The organism is Alteromonas macleodii (genome assembly GCF_903772925.1).
Lineage (GTDB): Bacteria > Pseudomonadota > Gammaproteobacteria > Enterobacterales > Alteromonadaceae > Alteromonas > Alteromonas macleodii_A.
Genome location: NZ_LR812090.1, coordinates 642541 through 660117, shown reverse-complemented (window position 1 = coordinate 660117; position 17577 = coordinate 642541). Strand labels below are relative to the sequence as shown.

General features: G+C 45.0%; 18 protein-coding genes. 5 read left to right on the top strand and 13 right to left on the bottom strand.

Annotated elements, in window-relative coordinates:
- Positions 1-138 precede the first annotated feature (138 nt).
- Both PCAR9_RS03000 and PCAR9_RS02995 read left to right on the top strand, forming a co-directional pair.
- A complete protein-coding gene (locus tag PCAR9_RS03000; RefSeq protein ID WP_179982339.1) occupies positions 139-1371 on the top strand; it encodes a methyltransferase in 1233 nt (410 codons plus the stop codon).
- Positions 1372-1417: 46 nt separating this feature from the next.
- A complete protein-coding gene (locus PCAR9_RS02995) occupies positions 1418-2026 on the top strand; it encodes a peptidylprolyl isomerase (protein ID WP_179982338.1) in 609 nt (202 codons plus the stop codon).
- 56 nt (positions 2027-2082) lie between these two features.
- Here the strand turns inward: PCAR9_RS02995 and PCAR9_RS02990 are convergent, their stop codons facing one another.
- The 5 genes from PCAR9_RS02990 to efp form a co-directional block, all read right to left on the bottom strand.
- Positions 2083-2601: a GNAT family N-acetyltransferase gene (locus tag PCAR9_RS02990; protein ID WP_179982337.1), complete on the bottom strand. Its 519-nt coding sequence runs from the start codon at positions 2599-2601 to the stop codon at positions 2083-2085.
- A 39-nt stretch (positions 2602-2640) separates the two neighbouring features.
- Positions 2641-3264, bottom strand: a complete 624-nt coding sequence (locus PCAR9_RS02985; RefSeq protein ID WP_179982336.1) for a gamma-glutamylcyclotransferase — start codon at positions 3262-3264, stop codon at positions 2641-2643.
- A gap of 189 nt (positions 3265-3453) precedes the next feature.
- Positions 3454-5928 carry a TonB-dependent receptor gene (locus PCAR9_RS02980; RefSeq protein WP_179982335.1) on the bottom strand — a complete coding sequence of 825 codons (2475 nt, stop codon included), beginning with the start codon at positions 5926-5928 and terminating at the stop codon, positions 3454-3456.
- A gap of 165 nt (positions 5929-6093) precedes the next feature.
- Positions 6094-7062: an elongation factor P--(R)-beta-lysine ligase gene (gene epmA / locus PCAR9_RS02975; RefSeq protein WP_179982334.1), complete on the bottom strand. Its 969-nt coding sequence runs from the start codon at positions 7060-7062 to the stop codon at positions 6094-6096.
- A gap of 102 nt (positions 7063-7164) precedes the next feature.
- Positions 7165-7734 (bottom strand): elongation factor P, encoded by a 570-nt coding sequence (efp, locus tag PCAR9_RS02970; RefSeq protein ID WP_179982333.1) that lies wholly within the window; start codon positions 7732-7734, stop codon positions 7165-7167.
- A 36-nt stretch (positions 7735-7770) separates the two neighbouring features.
- Here efp and epmB point away from each other — a divergent pair, with 36 nt between their 5' ends.
- Positions 7771-8796 carry an EF-P beta-lysylation protein EpmB gene (gene epmB, locus PCAR9_RS02965; protein WP_179982332.1) on the top strand — a complete coding sequence of 342 codons (1026 nt, stop codon included), beginning with the start codon at positions 7771-7773 and terminating at the stop codon, positions 8794-8796.
- A gap of 1 nt (position 8797) precedes the next feature.
- On the opposite strand, the gene PCAR9_RS02960 is transcribed toward epmB, so the two are convergent.
- Complete coding sequence (locus PCAR9_RS02960; RefSeq protein ID WP_179982331.1) at positions 8798-8989, bottom strand: hypothetical protein; 192 nt, start codon at positions 8987-8989, stop codon at positions 8798-8800.
- A gap of 278 nt (positions 8990-9267) precedes the next feature.
- Here PCAR9_RS02960 and PCAR9_RS02955 point away from each other — a divergent pair, with 278 nt between their 5' ends.
- Positions 9268-9600: a hypothetical protein gene (locus tag PCAR9_RS02955; RefSeq protein WP_179982330.1), complete on the top strand. Its 333-nt coding sequence runs from the start codon at positions 9268-9270 to the stop codon at positions 9598-9600.
- Positions 9601-9696: 96 nt separating this feature from the next.
- Here the strand turns inward: PCAR9_RS02955 and PCAR9_RS02950 are convergent, their stop codons facing one another.
- Together PCAR9_RS02950 and PCAR9_RS02945 are read right to left on the bottom strand one after the other, a co-directional pair.
- On the bottom strand, positions 9697-10992 hold the full coding sequence (locus PCAR9_RS02950; protein ID WP_179982329.1) for a hypothetical protein: 1296 nt from the start codon (positions 10990-10992) through the stop codon (positions 9697-9699).
- Between the two features lie 188 nt (positions 10993-11180).
- Positions 11181-11885, bottom strand: a complete 705-nt coding sequence (locus PCAR9_RS02945) for an HAD family hydrolase (RefSeq protein ID WP_179982328.1) — start codon at positions 11883-11885, stop codon at positions 11181-11183.
- A 214-nt stretch (positions 11886-12099) separates the two neighbouring features.
- On the opposite strand from PCAR9_RS02945, the gene PCAR9_RS20025 reads away from it, so the two are divergent.
- Positions 12100-12774 carry a hypothetical protein gene (locus PCAR9_RS20025; RefSeq protein WP_232091103.1) on the top strand — a complete coding sequence of 225 codons (675 nt, stop codon included), beginning with the start codon at positions 12100-12102 and terminating at the stop codon, positions 12772-12774.
- A 96-nt stretch (positions 12775-12870) separates the two neighbouring features.
- On the opposite strand, the gene parE is transcribed toward PCAR9_RS20025, so the two are convergent.
- From parE to nudF, 5 genes are all read right to left on the bottom strand, one after another.
- Positions 12871-14766 carry a DNA topoisomerase IV subunit B gene (gene parE / locus PCAR9_RS02935; RefSeq protein ID WP_179982326.1) on the bottom strand — a complete coding sequence of 632 codons (1896 nt, stop codon included), beginning with the start codon at positions 14764-14766 and terminating at the stop codon, positions 12871-12873.
- Positions 14767-14885: 119 nt separating this feature from the next.
- Entirely contained in the window at positions 14886-15467 is a 582-nt protein-coding gene (locus tag PCAR9_RS02930; RefSeq protein ID WP_179982325.1) for a YqiA/YcfP family alpha/beta fold hydrolase, read from the bottom strand.
- Between the two features lie 46 nt (positions 15468-15513).
- Positions 15514-16335, bottom strand: coding sequence for a metallophosphoesterase (locus PCAR9_RS02925; protein ID WP_179982324.1), 822 nt, complete (start codon positions 16333-16335; stop codon positions 15514-15516).
- Positions 16332-16772 (bottom strand): DUF1249 domain-containing protein, encoded by a 441-nt coding sequence (locus PCAR9_RS02920; RefSeq protein WP_420000780.1) that lies wholly within the window; start codon positions 16770-16772, stop codon positions 16332-16334. The genes PCAR9_RS02925 and PCAR9_RS02920 overlap by 4 nt, the downstream gene beginning before the upstream one ends.
- Positions 16769-17395 (bottom strand): ADP-ribose diphosphatase, encoded by a 627-nt coding sequence (gene nudF, locus PCAR9_RS02915; RefSeq protein ID WP_179982323.1) that lies wholly within the window; start codon positions 17393-17395, stop codon positions 16769-16771. Before nudF ends, PCAR9_RS02920 begins: the two co-directional genes overlap by 4 nt.
- Positions 17396-17577: the final 182 nt, after the last annotated feature.

The following is a 17577-nucleotide window of genomic DNA, read 5'->3' as shown; positions in this document are numbered from 1 at the left end:
GGTGCATTCAATACCGAAGAATAACGGGTTATTCGCTAGAGCCAAGTGGTTGATATGATAAGATAGACATTAGCACGTAAACTGAATGAGCATTCCCTAGTAGATAATGCTTTGAGCCTTCTCTAAAAACAGACCCCAATGAATACAGAATTTATATTTGCCGACCGCCAGTTCTCGCTGATTCGCTACCCTGAAAAGCACCAGCATGTAAGCCTTCAAGCATGGGATAGCGCCGATGAACTTGTTATTGAGCACATCGAAACTTTATTAAGTGAAACATCACTCTCAGTTGGCAGCGATGAGAATGATGGGTCAATGATGATCTTCAATGATGACTTTGGTGCTTTAGGCTGCTGGTTTTCCTATTTAGCGCCTTACTGGGTGTCCGATTCCTATATTTCATTGCGTTCACTGTCCGAGAACTTAAAAGCCAATCAGTTACTCAATGCGTCAGTAGATGACAGTACAAGTGAGCTAGCGACCGCACCGCTGCAAACGTTAACCAGTGTGCAAAGCTTAACGTTTAAACCAGAAACGACACCTAGCCTTATCGTCATAAAAGTCCCTCGCGCCCTCGCTTTGCTAGAACAACAGCTTATCGATTTACAGAAATATGTTACGCCTGATACTCGCATCGTAGCAACGGGCAAAGTGAAGTCCATTACAAAGTCGGTGCTTAACTTGTTTGAGCGATATATTGGCCCTACCACCACCTCTCTTGCTAAAAAGAAATCTCGGCTTATTTTCGCAACGCCTCGTGAGTCTCTGAAACTCGCTGACTCTCCCTATCCTACGCGTTGGCAGTGTAAAAGCACCATGGGCACAGAGCTTACTATCGATAACCTTGCCAACACATTTGCTCGGCAGTCGCTGGATATTGGCGCGCGTATTATGCTTGAGCACATGACGGTGAGTGCCAATGACGTTGTGGTAGATTTGGGTTGTGGTAATGGTGTACTGGGTGTAAACGCGCTGTCTCTCGCCCCTGACGCCAAAGTGATATTTGTGGACGAGTCTTACATGGCGTTGGAAAGTGCCCGACTCAACGTGTTAAACAACTTTTCGGATAAAATTAACCAGTGCGAGTTTGTGGCAAGTAACTGCTTAGAAACACTCTTAAATCGCGAAAATAAACCTGCTGTTACCAAGATTTTGTGTAACCCTCCGTTTCATCAGCAAAACGCGATCACAGACCATATTGCATGGCAAATGTTCACTGACTCTCGTGAATTGCTTATTAAAAGTGGTCACTTGGTGGTGGTTGGCAACCGACACCTCGACTACCACATTAAACTTAAAAAGCTGTTTGGTGGCGCCAAGGTACTTGCGAGTGATAAAAAGTTCGTTATCTTAGGCACTGCAAAACGCTAAGCGCAAAGAAGCGCTCAAATTAAGGAATATATTTAAAGGCATTTTTATGAAGAAAATACTTTTATCACTTATGACCGCTATTATGCTGATTGGCAGCAGTTCGTCGGTTATGGCCAAGAAAGACGATGGGTCTCAGGTTCAGCCCGATAATTATTACCCACGAGTAAAAATTGAAACGACCATGGGCGATATCGTGGTTGAACTAGACAGAAGACGCGCGCCAATTACGGTAAATAACTTTCTTCGTTATGTGGACAAGCGAGCCTATGAAGACACGATATTCCATCGCATCGTGCCCGGCTTTGTTGTGCAAGGTGGAGGCTATACTGCTGACTTCAATGGCAAATCAAACTTCCCCGATATTTTTAATGAGTCAGGCAACGGTTTAACCAACGACCTACACACCATTGCAATGGCAAGACAAAATGACCCGCATACGGCAAACCGACAGTTTTTCTTTAATGTGAATGACAACAGCAGCTTAAACCCGGGTAGAGACTGGGGCTATGCAGTGTTTGGCGTTATTGTGGAAGGCGAAGATATTGTTGATGCGATGTCAGAAGTAGAAACTGAATACTCCCTTCGCCTTAACGCTAATAACGTCCCGATTGAGCCAATCATTATTAAAAAGGTGACCGTTTTACCACCGTTGTAAGGTTGTAGCGGTTTAGGCCGAAAAGCGTTAGACATTCAGCCATAGAGCGGACTCATCTATGGCTGAAGTTCAACTCTAAACAAATGCTGTTTTGGAAAGGTTTTATCGAAGTAGAGACCCTGCTTTTTAAACCCTAGTCGCTGCAATAGCTTTTGCGATGCCTTATTGTCTGGGTGCGTCATAGCGGTTAAAAAGCCATACCCTTCAGCAGTAGCCCAAGCTATAACCTTCTTGCATGCCTCGTGGCATAAGCCGCTTCCTCTTGCTTCAGGCAACATGGCGAAACCCAAGTCTGGGCATTCAAAGGCAAAGCGATTAAATAACCCACAAACTCCTAACGGCTGTTTAGTGTCATTTAACTCAACAGCAAGTAAACCGTAACCCCACTCTTCTCGTTGAGCATTGGTTTTACCAATGTAGTCGCAGGCGTCATCTAATGTATTTACATTCTTACTTCCAATGTACTTAAGCCACAGCTCGTCTTGCTGTAATGCTAATACCCAGTATTGATCATCAAACGTGAGCGGTCTTAAAGTAATTCTGTCGGAGGTTAAAATTGATACTTCAGTATTCACACTAAACTCTCTGCCTAAGGGCGTTTGTTACTGCTAAAACTAGCGCTTCGCTAGAATTCTGTCTATATGCTCAATAGTTTCATTATTTACTTTTGCGGCACGTGGGTATTTAGGTTGTACTCTATCGTTTATTCTTGGGTGTTCCCATAGCGACGTGTGCATTACAAATCGCTCCGCTTCTTCAATGCCACCGTGTTCTAAGCAACCGGCCATACAAGTATCAACATAGGTTTGGCTAACAGGAAAAGCTTCGCTTGCTGGCTCGCAGGCGAGTGTTTCACAAATCCAGAAAGTGAACTGAGCCAATCGCTCATTTAACGCGTCTTTTGCTTCACACTGGTGAAGTTGAAAACTAAGCGCTTTAGGACTTACTTGTACAAATCGATAGTCTTTCTCGCGTTCCTGTAATGCGGGGTTAATTTGCGTGGGGATAAGCTGAGCGTTCAGCTGGCTATGAGCGTTGGCTACGGCGCCTACATAGGTTTGCTCTTCATGGATACTGCGCGTCACCCAAGCTCGCTCGAACCCTGATACGGTTACAGGGATCCCTTTTGTGAAAATGTTCGAGTAGCGCTCTCGACTATCTTTGCTGAGTAAGCTTCCGTAACCTAAAACTATGTGCTTTTCGGTTTGCGTACTTAACCAGTTCGCTATCTCATCCATTTGCACCTCTACTTCATAGCTGCTTTATCGTCACTATTTTAGGGCTGTTTATCTTTACTTTGTATAGCCCTAAGAAAAAATTGCGTTACGCATTTTTTCAAACTGCATAAATATTTTTTCACACTTCATAAATGACAAGGGCGGTGTAACACGTTACACCGCCCTTGCTTACTACAGTAAAACTGTTAATTAAAACAACGCTCGTACACCCATAGTAAAGTTTCTACCTGGAAGCGGTGCTTGGTCTTTCAAGAAAGATGTATGAACACGAGCTTCTTCATCAGTCAGGTTTTCACCACGAGCAAATAGCACCCAGTCGATACCTTGCGAACCAAATTCGTATTGAACGCTAGCATTAACTAGTGTGTAGCCATCGGTTGAGGTTTCAAACGACGCCACTTCATCTTGGTCGTCGTACCACGTAAAGCCCACGTCAGCACTTAAACCATCGTTCACATAGCTTAATTCACTACCGAAACGCATAGGTGGCGTGCGTGGAAGGTTGTCATCTTCTACTTCTGCGCGAATATAGTCACCAAATACAGTTAAGCGTAGTGTGTCTGTTAAGTCTACGTAAGTTTCTGCTTCAAAGCCCCAGATGTCAGCATCAGCTTGTTGGAAGTAGTAGATAGGCAAACCTTCTTCATCGCTGTGCTCTTCGTGTTCGCCTTCTAGCTCTTCTTCCTCATGCTCGTCGTGTTCTTCATGTTCACTAAGTGCAATTAAACCCGTGCTCGTTTGGAATATATAGTCATCCGCCTGATTGTAAAAGAACGACGCGCTGTAGCCCCAACTTCCGGTAAATTTACGGAAAGTAATATCTAAGTTGGTGCTAACTTCTTCGTTAACACTTCTTAAGTCTTCTTCAATATGGCCTTCTTCGTCCATATCAAATACCAGACCCACTTCGTAGCTTTGAGTTGCTAAGTGCTGACCTGCAGAGAAAAGTTCTTGCTGGCTAGGCGCGCGTTCGCTGCGTGATAAAGTCACTGCAATTGAGTGGCCTTCCTGGTATTCCCAGTTAGCGCCCGCTGAAAGCGACAGGCTGGTGAAGTCATAGTCAGGGAAGTTGAAAGCAACAGCGTGCTCTTCGTGCTCTTCACCCTCATGCTCTTCATCGTGCTCTTCGCCTTCGTGCTCCTCTTCTTCATGTAAAACGTCAAGCTCTACTTCGCTTGCTTCAGCATCCAAGGTTGTGCGTTCAAGTCGGCCACCCAACTCAAAGGTAACGTCACCTACTTTTTTCTGCTCAACTACATAAAGTGCATAGCTTGACGTGGTATTGGCTGGCGTGAAAGCTTCTTCGCCGACAGCATTATAATCGCTATGGTTAAACTGTAACCCGAATACGCCGTGCCATCCGTTTACTTCTTCATGGTAAGCAGACAGGCGAATATCGCTTGATTCGTTGGTGAATACAGTACCCGGCTCGCCGTCTTCAATTTCTGCGTGCTCATAATCGGTATAAGCCGCGGCAAATTTAAGGTTAGTTAGTCCCTCGAAAGGAGAATGCCATTCACCGGCTGCTTGGTAGCGAGTCATATCTACATCAAGTAGCACGCCTTCTTCTTCATGGTCGTGATCGTCTTCGTCGTGGTCACCATCCAACTCATCATGCTCATCTTCGTCATGTTCTTCTTCGTGCTCATGACTGTGGCCCGGTACGCCATACTCGTTGTCTAACTGCTCAACCGCGAAGCCGAAGTAACCTTCCTCTGCTACATAAGATAGGCCTGCAACCACGTTGCGAGTCTCCATGGCGCTGCTTTCTAATTCACCGTAAGGTTCATCTTCATCAGGTTCGATAGACGCGAAGCCTGGGATGTCAGCATTATCTGTGTCGCGATAGAAACCGTCTACATGCCACACAATATTGCCACTACCGCCAGTCACATCAGCGCGAGTGTACGAACCATTGTTAACTGTGCTGTAGCTAGTTTCTGCTTCGCCTTCTACGCCGTCTATTTGGTACTGGGGAATGCGTTTATCTACTACGTTTACCACACCACCGATAGCACCGCTGCCGTATTGAAGTGTTGCTGGGCCGCGAAGTACTTCTACCTGGGTTGCGCTTGAAAGCGTAGTCGCTACGTTATGGTCTGGCCCAACGCGCGATACGTCAGAAACATCTAAGCCGTTTTGAACTATCTTTACGCGAGGACCATCGTTGCCGCGAATAACTGGGCTACTTGATACTGGACCGAAATACGTGCTGTGTACACCCGGCGCGTTTTTAAGGGTCTCGCCTAGGGTTGGCGCTTCAATTTTACGTAGTTTATCAGCCCCGATGACAGTTACAGGTGTAACCGATTCAAGTACCGATGATTGAAGCGCATTAGCAGTTACAACAATATTTTCAACAGATGCGGGCTGTAAAACAAAGTCGACGTTTTGATCTGCGTTTACGTCACCTAAGTCGTTATCACCGTGGATATAATTTGAAGAGTAAACATGTAAATGTATATGTGGCTGTTTTACGTCGTTGAAGCGGTAAACGCCGTTTTCATCGGTGTAAGCCACGCGACGGCTACCTTCAATTTTAACTTCTGCACCAGCAACTGGTTGGCCAGCAGTATCGGTTACTTTTCCCGTTACTGTAGTGGCATACACAGGCGCACTTAAAAGCCCTGCTATGGACAAACTTAGCAGCGAACGCATTTTCATGAGGTTTCCTTCAAGGATGTTATAACATTATCTAGTGATGTTATAACATTTTTCAGCATTGACCTGCTTATGTCAACCGCGGGCTAGCGTAACTTCCCTTTGTTCTAACGTAATTTAATGTTTTGTGACTATTTAACTTTTCGCCCCCACATACGCAAAAGTTGTTTAAGCTCTGCTTACATTAAAGTTAATAACTTCTTTAATATGTGACGCGCCTGTTTTCAACATCAGTAACCTGTCGACACCTAAGGCTACGCCTGCACATGCAGGCAACCCAGCATCAAGGGCACTTAAAAAATTCTCATCAATGGGCTTTGTAGGTAACCCGTTTTCTTTGCGCTTTTCGTTGTCCGTCTCAAAGCGAAGCCTTTGCTCTTTCGCCGCACTTAGCTCATGAAAACCGTTGGCCAGTTCAGCACCTTGATAATACACCTCAAAGCGTTCAGCAACCCGCTCATCAGTAGAACATAACTTTGCAAGCGCAGCCTGAGAGGCCGGAAAGTTGTAGACAAAACAAGGCCGTTCAATACCGATCTTGGGCTCGATAACATAGCTAAATAACAGTTGTAATTTGCTGTCATAGCTTAGGCTTTGTGGCGCATGAATATCTATATGGTGCTGCTGCATTGCGCTTAGCAAAATTTCATCATCAGCGCTTAGTGGGTCAATATTTAGATAGTGTTGAAAAGCTTGCTGATAAGTCATTTTATCGGCTGAAGCGGTATTTAAGGTTTCTTGCAATAAGGCGTCAACCTCGTCCATTAAAGCGAAGTGATCAAAGCCTAAGCGATACCACTCTAGCATGGTAAATTCTGGGTTGTGCCAGCGCCCTTCCCCTTCGTGGCGAAATGCTTTACACACTTGATAAATACTGCCGCTATCAGCGCACAGTAAACGCTTCATGGCATATTCTGGCGAGGTTTGAAGATACAACTTACTTGGCTTACCAGATGAGGCAAAATTAAACTGTGTATCAAACGCATCTAGGTGTTCGTCAGTAACTGTGCCATTTGAAAGTAAAGGCGTGTCTACCTCTAACACGTTTCTTGCGTAAAAAAACTCTCGGATGGTTCTGAGTAATTCTGCACGCGCTACACGCGCATCATGTGTGGTAGTCGGCTGCCAAAGTTGCATGTATTAAAACCTAAATAGTAAAGCTTAAACAAAAAACCGGTACACAAGGCACCGGCTTTTATACGTAAACAATATGCGCGTATAGCGCTTTAGTTTTCGCTATTATTTTTGTGCACGAGACACATATTCGCCAGAGCGCGTATCAACACGGATAACTTCGCCTGTTTGTACAAATAAAGGAACGCGAACAACTGCACCAGTACTAAGTGTCGCTGGTTTTCCGCCTGTACCCGCTGTATCACCTTTAAGACCTGGATCCGTTTCAGTGATTTCTAGCTCAACAAAGTTAGGTGGCGTTACCGTAATAGGAGAGCCATTCCACAGTGTAATAGTACAAACGTCGTTTTCTACCAGCCACTTTTGGTTCTCGCCTACCGCTTTTTCGTCTGCAGCGATTTGTTCGAATGTATCGTTGTTCATAAAGTGGTAGAATTCGCCGTCGGTGTACAAGTAGGCAAGCTCTGTATCCATTACATCAGCGCCTTCTACTGATTCACCTGAGCGGAAAGTTTTTTCTAAAACTTTACCTGAAATAAGCTTGCGGATTTTTACGCGGTTAAACGCTTGGCCCTTACCCGGCTTTACGTATTCGTTTTCTAGAATGTTGCAAGGTTCGCCGTCCAGCATGATTTTCAGGCCGCCTTTGAACTCGTTAGTGCTGTAATTAGCCATAATTCCTCTGTCTAAACATAAGGTACAAAAAGTTTCGTGGAACAAATAATACCTAAAAAACCGATTTCTGTAGAGCATAACTGGCAAAAAGAATTGGCGAGTAGTTTTACCGATCCTGCAAAACTGTTGCAGCACTTAGGTTTAGACGAAGAAAAATACGCTCAACATATTAAAGCACGCCGCCTTTTTCCCATGCGTGTTCCACGGCATTTCGTTAGCCTTATGGAAAAGGGAAACCCCAACGACCCCCTGTTTTTACAGGTTATGCCGCTTAGCGACGAATTTCTCACCTCACCGGGCTACAGCGAAGATCCGTTAGATGAGCATGACACAGCAGGCAAGGGTATTTTGCATAAATACGATTCTCGTGTGCTGTTGATGGTACGCACTGGCTGTGCAGTAAACTGCCGTTACTGTTTTCGTCGCCACTTCCCGTATGCCGACAATTCGGTAAGTAAACATCAGTGGCTTGATGTACTTGAATACCTTCGCAGTAACAGCAAGATTAACGAGGTGATTTTTTCAGGTGGCGACCCTCTTATGGCGAAAGATGATCATTTGTCGTGGCTAGCTAATGAAATTGCAGCCATTCCCCACATTAAACGCCTGCGCATACATAGCCGCTTGCCTGTGGTATTGCCAGAAAGAATCAGCCATGACTTTATTGAATGGTTTACGGCCTTGCCTCTTCAAAAAGTGCTGGTGCTGCACGCGAACCACGCGAATGAAGTCTCTGAGCCCTTAAAAAGTCGACTGCGCACATTGCGAGACAAGGGCGTCACCTTGCTCAATCAGTCGGTATTACTTAAAGGCATTAATGATTCTGGCGAGGCCATCAGTAACTTAAGCGAGTCACTTTTTGAAGCGGGTGTCCTGCCTTACTACTTACACGTGTTAGATAAGGTGCAGGGTGCAAGCCATTTTTATGTTAGCGATAATGAAGGCCGCCTGATTATGGAAGAAGCGATAAAGCGCTTGCCAGGCTTTTTAGTGCCAAAACTGGTGAGAGAAATTGGCGGTCAACCCGGCAAAACGCCTATCGACTTACATTTGCATCCGTAACTTACGCGTAGGTATCGATGTTGGCGCCTAACGCAGGGTTTGAAGATGACGGTTTTGGTACGTCAGCGGCTGATTCCAGCAGCTGAAGCGACGCTTTACCCTCTTGCTCTTGTTGGCTTTTTGCCAACTTAAGAGAGGCCAACTCAAGTGACGCACCGGACGCTCCAGAGGCACTAGCACCTTGTAGATCCATACCATTTTCCTTTGTTGCTTGTAGCAAAGTAAAAAAATGGGCAGAATTGCCCACCCTTACGATGTGTTGAGCATTACGTAACCAGCGAGTTCGTTAGTGAACCGTAGGTTTTGTAATTTACAACATCGTTAAGTTATCGGCCTTGAAAGGCGAAACTTTAACCATTATTTACCGTAATACATTTGGCGTGGCAAAAAATAATTGCGACGCAAACCATATAAACTTAGGTGTGCAGGTAGTAAGCACACCTAATCACATTAGAAATAAAAGGCGTGACTATGCAACAGAGCCAAGAGATGCAAGCTGTCCATCAACAACTTCAAGAAACACTTCAAACGCTGCACCGCAAAGCCGTTGATGCCGACCAAGTTTTAGATAACTTACAGCGCGATCAAAAAGGTAAGTTTGCAGCCGTATTCGCTGACGATAGCGGTTTTACCACATCAGCCAAGCGCTTTGGCCCCTATGTACAAGAGATAGCGAACGACTGGCAGTCACTAAAGGAACTGGATGATGATGCCGCTAAGCAGGCACTTGCGCCTTTGGTTAAAAAAATAGAGTTGGCTCTTGTAACCATTGCACAGTTTCAGCAGTCTCTTGCTAAAAAGTAGTGTAGAACTGCAAGTGAGTAAAACAAAGCCCGCTTTAACAGCGGGCTTTTTTATATTAGCTTCTCACTTTCGGCGCACTCTCTCACGCCTTAGCGCTTATTTTTGGTAAAGCGGCAGCAAGCTGATTCTACGCTTAATTTCTTTTACTTCTTTTAAATAGGGTTCACTGTCCACGCGCTGATATTGTTCAGTAAAGGCTTGCTTACTCAAGCCTTCAGGCAGACCTTCAATAGGCGGGATTATTTCCAATTCACTTTGAATGCGCGCCATCGCGTTTTGTACTTCCATTGCGGTGTTTGGATTTGTAGCAACCTTCGCAAACTCAGTACCTGACATATCTGCCGCTAAATCTACAAAGCTATAGCCCGAGCCACCGTTGCCTCGGTCCATTAACTCTTTAAACTCGCCAATTGCTAGGGACATACCTTGTTCGGCCATTAGCTCTAATGCCGCAGAGATAATAAAGTGACGAGCCAAGTCATTGCGATTATGAAGTACCGCGCCCCTGCGCGGCTTTAACGCCCTATCGGGATCTGGCTGGATATCGCCTACCAGTGCACCCACACGATGATGGCCCACGTAAACCGCTAGCGCGAGAATTACAGCATTGTTGTGAAGTACGGCATCTTGCGACGTTTGACTTTGTTCTCGCGCTCTAGCCATTCCTTCACGCAAGTATTCGATAAGAGAAACCGGTTTATTTGATAAAGCTATTTCTCTTCCAGACAAGTAGCGTAGGTAGTAAGCGGAAAGCTGCTGAAGCTCAGTCTGTTCGCTGACCGACATATTTGATGTCACAACGTTTAACTCACTTAGCAGCTCATCTAAGCGCCCAACATCAAGGGTTAGTTCACCGCGCCCCATTGTTACTCGCTCTACCCGAGACAGCGCAATAGTAGCTATTTCCGATTGGGTATAAGAGTTCACTGTGCGTTCTAAAAAGCCGAGTAAAAAACGGCCTGGAATGGTTAAGTCGCCTACTTGAACTTGCTCTATACGCAAGCTATCGCCGGGTAATACTAATGCCGAGGCATTAATGTAATAGCCCGTATTATCAATGGCGTAAGTAACATTTACAGTGCCTCCCAATGGGGTGATGTTTACTACGCCTTTAAACTCAGGTAAGGCCCGCTGTAACACGCCCACCAAGCTTTCGACTTGCGTTTCGGTAAGCGTTACCTGATGACCTTCTTCTCGGCGTGAAAATGCCTGTTTTAGCTGGCCGAGCAGTTCGTTAACACTGTCAGCACCATCGAGCTGCGTCGGCGCAGTCGATGCCACCAAGGGCGCTTTTTGTACAGCCATAACGGTAACCGTAGCCACGCCTACTACAAGCAGAACAAGGATGATGGCGATAGTTATTAAAAGCCATTTGAGGCTACGCAAAATCATAAGAAATCAGCTTTACCTGTAATTACAACTAATCAAAAGAAATTAGCGCCCAAATGCGTTGTTGTGAAACAAAACACAATAGGCGCTAAGGTGCTGGTTATACTACGTTATCTATTTTCGCGCCACCAGTGACAAGTGGAATGACAAGTTGTCGTATATAACCTTTTTAATTAACGTATCTTTATTAATCAACGTGTCTTGAGCTCGCTATCGCTCCACGCTTTCAAGCTATCGTAACGCACAGTAGCACGGGACAAATCGTGATGCTGCGATAAATCTGTAGGTATTACAATACAAGCCAACTTTGCTTCCAGTGCTGCTGTCATGCCGGTTTGCGTGTCTTCAATGGCTACACACTCGCTAGGCGACTTACCTAGCTTATCCATTGCTAAGGCATAACAATCTGGGGCGGGCTTACTGTTTTCTACGTCCTCTACGGCCACCACACAGGAAATATAATCACTCAACTCATATTGAGATAAGGTTTTTTCTACAGCCTTTTTACTTCCCCCCGTCACAATGCCAATAATAAACCCCATGTCTGCACATTGTGTAATGGTCTCCCTAGCAAATGGCATCAAAGGAAAAGCTTGTTTATCGAGGTAGTCACTCACGCTTTTGTGTTTCTGCTGAGCTAGCAAATGCGGTTCAATATCAATATTAAAATGCTCAACTAAGTCCACTGCATTTTGTTTGACCGGTATACCCGCCATCACTTCGCAATAAAAATCCTTGCTGAGCTCAACATCATATTTCAATAAAATGTCTTTCCAAAGGTCAAAATGTACGGTTTCTGAGTCAATCAGGGTGCCATCGTGGTCAAATAATAGCGTTGTGGTGTTATCGCTCACCGCTAACTGGCGTTTAGATGAAGAAACTGAATGCAATGCCAAAATAAACCTCCTTGCTATTAAAACTACATTTCGGTGTTGAAAGTACATAGAACGCTATCGGCACCGAAAAACCGATATCCTTCCACTTTAAGATCCCGACTTTATCCAATATTTCTTCGCGCCCAGCTTACTCCTGTAAAGCATAGGCGGGCTGCTACGTGGTACACTGGAAGCCTCTCACCAGTTTAAACATTGTTAACGTGGAGCTGACTGCGTGCTTTACCACATATTAGGCTTTGCTAGTGCCGCGCTTTTTTTACTGACTTGGTTAGGTTTATGGTCACAAATTAAAGCTATGACGCACCATCAAGTGTCCGTTGCAAGCGAGAAAAGCGATGCGAACCACAGCTTGTCGCTAAACCAGTTTGGCTCTAGCTATTTTGCGTTTTTCTCTATTTTCCTATTTGGCATTTCGGTAGAGCCTTTTAACCATTACTTGGTTTGGACGCGTTTTGGCGCGCTCATTCTTACGCTCATAATAATTTGGAAAATTTGGCAACACAGGCGAACTACAATTTCAGGCTACGTTGCCGCTATTGCTCTGCTTGCGCTTGTTGGCGGTACCCTTTCCATCGCTTTTCGCCCTTTCCCAACGCTTGCGCAACTTGGCGCAAACACGTTGATGCTGGTTGTCACCGTCATATTATTTCAAGGTTCGCTGCATCAGTGGCTTGTGTTGCAGCGTAGACAAAAAGTAGGCTCGCTGTCCTTTGCGTTATTTCGAAACATCTTGATTAAAGACGTTAGCACTTTAATGTTTGGCTTAACAATGCCGTTAAGCCAAAGCTGGCCGCTACTCATCTTAAACGGCACCAGTGTTATAATGCGTGGCAGTATTTTGTTGCAGATGCACAAACTAAAACGCCGAGAACTCCATGTTTCAGGATAGTATCTCGGCGTTTTCTATTCACTTTTTGTGACGTTTTGCTTTTTGACCAGCTTTTAAAGCATCAACGTTAATTCTGTGCGTAAGCTCTTACTAGCGCTATAGCGCAACTTCTGCCATATTGCCTTTGCTTTCAAGCCAGGTTTTACGGTCACCAGAACGCTTCTTAGCAAGCAGCATATCCATTAGCTCCATCATCTCTTCAGCATCTTCAATAGTGAGCTGAACAAGGCGACGGGTGTTCGGGTCCATAGTCGTTTCGCGAAGCTGTAGCGGGTTCATTTCACCCAAACCTTTGAAGCGCTGTACGTTAACTTTACCCCGTTTCTTTTCTGCTTCAATACGATCCAGAATACCCTGCTTTTCGCCTTCATCTAGAGCGTAATACACCTCTTTACCCACATCTATTCTAAATAGCGGTGGCATAGCCACATACACATGTCCCTGCTCTACCAAGGTTCTGAAATGACGTACAAAGAGCGCACATAGTAAGGTTGCAATGTGTAGCCCGTCAGAGTCAGCATCGGCAAGAATACAAATTTTACCATAGCGCAAACCAGACAAGTCTGTTGAATCTGGATCTATACCCAGCGCCACAGAAATATCGTGAATTTCCTGTGATGCCAGTACCTGAGAAGAGTCTACTTCCCAGCTATTTAAGATTTTACCGCGTAGGGGCATTATTGCCTGAAACTCTCGGTCTCGCGCTTGTTTAGCCGAGCCACCTGCCGAATCACCCTCTACTAAAAACAACTCAGAGTAAGAAATGTCTTGCGATGAACAGTCGGTTAATTTACCCGGTAGTGCAGGGCCTTGTGTAACCTTTTTACGGGCAACTTTTTTCACCTGTCGAAGACGGCGCTGTGCATTGTTGATACACATTTCAGCAAGGGCTTCAGCAATTTCCGTATGCTGGTTTAACCAAAGGCTGAATGCGTCTTTCACCACGCCTGATACAAACGCGCTTGCCTGACGTGAAGACAGGCGTTCTTTAGTCTGCCCGGCAAACTGCGGGTCCTGCATCTTAGTCGACAGGATATAGGCACAGCGGTCCCAAATGTCATCTGGCGATAACTTAACGCCACGGGGCATTAAGTTTCTAAATTCGCAAAATTCGCGCATCGACTCCAGTAAGCCTTGTCGTAATCCATTAACGTGTGTACCACCTTGCGCGGTAGGGATAAGGTTAACGTAACTCTCCGTGACCAAATCACCACCTTCGGGCAACCACATCACAGCCCAATCGGCGGCTTCTGTGTTGCCACTAAACGTGCCTACAAATGGCGTATCTGACGGTAAGGTTTCGAACTCTTCCACCGCTTGGTAAAGATAGTCTTTTAGGCCATCTTCGTAATACCACTCTTGGCTTTCTTTGGTAATTTTGTTGTCAAAGCGAATGCGTAAGCCAGGGCTTAATACCGCTTTGGCACGCAGATTATGAACAAGACGGCTAACCGAGAACTTTGCAGAATCAAAATATTGCGGGTCGGGCCAAAAATGAACACGGGTACCTGTGTTGCGCTTGCCGCAAGTATCGATAACCTGTAAATCTTCAACCTTGTCGCCGTTTTCAAAGGCAATTTGATATACGTTACTGTCTCGTCGAATTGTCACTTCTACGCGGGTTGAAAGCGCATTAACTACCGAAATCCCCACACCGTGAAGACCACCAGAGAAGGCGTAGTTTTTATTTGAAAACTTACCGCCCGCGTGAAGCTTACAGAGAATAAGCTCTACACCTGATATTCCCTCTTCAGGGTGTATATCTACCGGCATGCCACGACCATCGTCGATAACTTCTAACGATTGGTCTTCATGCAAAATAACTTTGATATTAGAGGCATGGCCGGCGAGCGCTTCATCCACACTGTTATCGATAACTTCCTGCCCTAAATGGTTTGGGCGGGTGGTGTCGGTATACATACCAGGACGGCGTTTTACAGGGTCAAGGCCGTTTAAAACCTCGATAGCTTCTGAATTATATTGATTTGACATAGTTATGGTTGTTATTTAAGCCAGCGATAAGGAAAGAAAGCACACACTACTGTGAGTAATTACAGCACTGCACTGCGTATATTTGATGTTAGCAGGGCTAGTAAAGACTGGCAATGCGCTTATTTTAGCAAAAACTCTGCGATAGCAGGTAAGTGGTTTTCGTAACCAACAAAGCTGTGATCGCCGCCTTCTTCAATAAGTAAGTGACTTTGCTGGTACTTCTCTGCAGCCAAGCGGTAGTCTAGAGTTTCATCTTCCGTTTGAAGCAGCACTTTGTAACTAGCTGGCTGTTTAATTGAAGCAGCCTCCAAGGCTTTTATAACCCCCATATCGCTTTCTACTATCTCAAACTTTTCTCTGCTGTATGGGTTCTCATGAGTGCCTATGAAGTTTTGCAGCAGTTCATAGGGGCGTACCGCTGGATTTATTAATACGGCTTTGCCGCCGAACTTCTCTAGTAAAAATGTAGAGAGATAGCCGCCCATTGAGCTACCAATCAGTTTAAGCCCGTTTTCGAGCAGTGCTGGGGTGCTATCAATAAGCTCAAGCAGCTGACTTTCAACTTTACTAGGAAAATTAGACAGTTCAGGAATATGTAAAGTGACGTTTGAGTGATGCTGCTCAAAATATTGTTTAGTGGCTTGGGCCTTTATCGACTTCGGCGAACTCAAAAAGCCATGAAGATATAAGATGTGCTGCATACTGTTCTCTACTGTGTTGTTCTCTGTACTTTGGACTATTTTAGACCTAGACCTCGGTAACCCTAACGTCTACCGTTCCATCATCCATTAAATTAATTACCTGGTACCCAGGTGCCGCTTCGCTTACACCGAATTCAGCGCGCATTTGCCACTGCCAGCAGGTAGACGGGCTTCCGTAAGAAGGTGTGCTATTCGTTCCTATTTCTTGGCGCAATGGCGAATGAATATGACCGTGAATTAACGCCTTTATTTGCGGATATTCATTGATAAGCAACTCAAAATGCTGCGCATTAGCCAAAAAATGTTTATCCATCCAGCTTTTCGAAGGCAATACATGGTGATGGAGCGCAACAAGATGGTTAACGTTCGATGATGCATCTAGCGATTGCTTTAATGCAATTAAATCGCTGCCTCTTACCTCTCCCGCAGCCGTGTGCATATTGCCTGAAGCGCGGGTATCCATACCGTGTATTTGCCAGTTCGAAGAGCTTATCGGGTTGGTGCTCTGCAAGTGACGACTACCGAGATAGCTTTCGAAATGCGGATTGTTGTCATGATTTCCAGCAAGAACAAACCAGTCTATATTTTCTGGCTCGATATATTGCTCCATTAATGCGGTAAAGTGCTGATAGCTTTCGGGGGAGTTATCGCCGCTGATGTCTCCAGTAACCAGCACTATCACTTTCGGCTCTTGTCCAATAGTTTCTTTATTAGCGCTTTGCTTTTTTGAATCAGCAATATCTGCAAGGACCTGCCGAACAGCGCTAAGTACCCGAATTAGTGAGTGATAAGGCGCTATACCCGCGTGACCGGTTTTGTCTTTGTCCTTAAATAAGTGGCAATCACTTATCTGTATTAGTGATATCACGCTTCTGAGGTAACGTTTGTTGAATGTTGCAGGCAAAAGTTTAGCCACTCAGCTAAAAAGATATTTACCATATGCTTTTCGTTGCGCTGGCGCATCTTCAAATTAGGGTATTCGTAAGAAGGCTCAAGGGCCCCGGTATTTTGACTGTTTATCACTTCAGCCATGCGCGCATCATGATATAGGCGAACCGTCATAGTTGGCGTTAGGTACGACGGCATATCTTTGGTAGTTTGCTTGATGCTTAGCGTGCTGGTATAGCGAGCAGAGTCCACTATCCTAATCTCATAAGACAACCCCACGCCAACGGAAAATTCATAACTCAAGTCTTCCGTATCGCAGTCAGGTAGCATTCTAAGAACGTAAGAATAGTTCAGTTCGCAAAGCGCCTGCATTGACGGAAGATGAGGGATGTATTTTCGTTGATTGCGTTGTGTCACGATGTCTGCCACTGCTCCAGAAGTTGTGTTTTATGCATAAAAAACCATTGTAGCGCAATTACTGCTGCGGCGTTGTCTATATGGCCATTTTCTAGCCATTCAAGGGCGGTATTCTCTTTTACGCGATGCACTTTGATATCCTCAGACTCGCTTTCAAGCCCGTGAATCCCCTTTGCCAAGCTTGCATCAGTCTTTGCTATAAATATATGTAATCTTTCAGTAGTACCGCCTGGGCTCGATAAATAGCTTAGGGCCTTGGTCAAGTTTTGTAACTCTATTCCCGCCTCTTCCATCGACTCTCTATGGCACACATTTTCTGGTGTTTCACCCTTATCTATCATGCCTGCGATAATTTCTATTAACCAAGGGCTTGAAGATGTGGCTAACGCCCCAATTCTAACCTGCTCAATTAGCACGAATTCTTGAAGAATAGGATCGTAGGGCAAAACGCCCACCGCATGACCGCGTTCAAAAATTTCGCGAGTCACTGTGTCGCTCCATTCTCCATTGAAACACTTGTGCTTAAATTGATACTGATTCATGGTAAAGAAACCACGATACACTGGCTTAATGTCGGTGATTTCGACGTCATTTGAGGTAAATGAAAGGAATTCTTTGCTCATTTGCTGACACTTATGGTTCAAATAGATTTATCATACATAGTACATTTACACATCAACCATGTATACGCATGTAAAATGCGATGTTGAGTGTGTACGAATAACAGAAAACTCATATTACAAGTCGTCTATTACTATAAAAATTGCGTGGGTAGATCACATATTCTGTTACAGTTAAACGAATA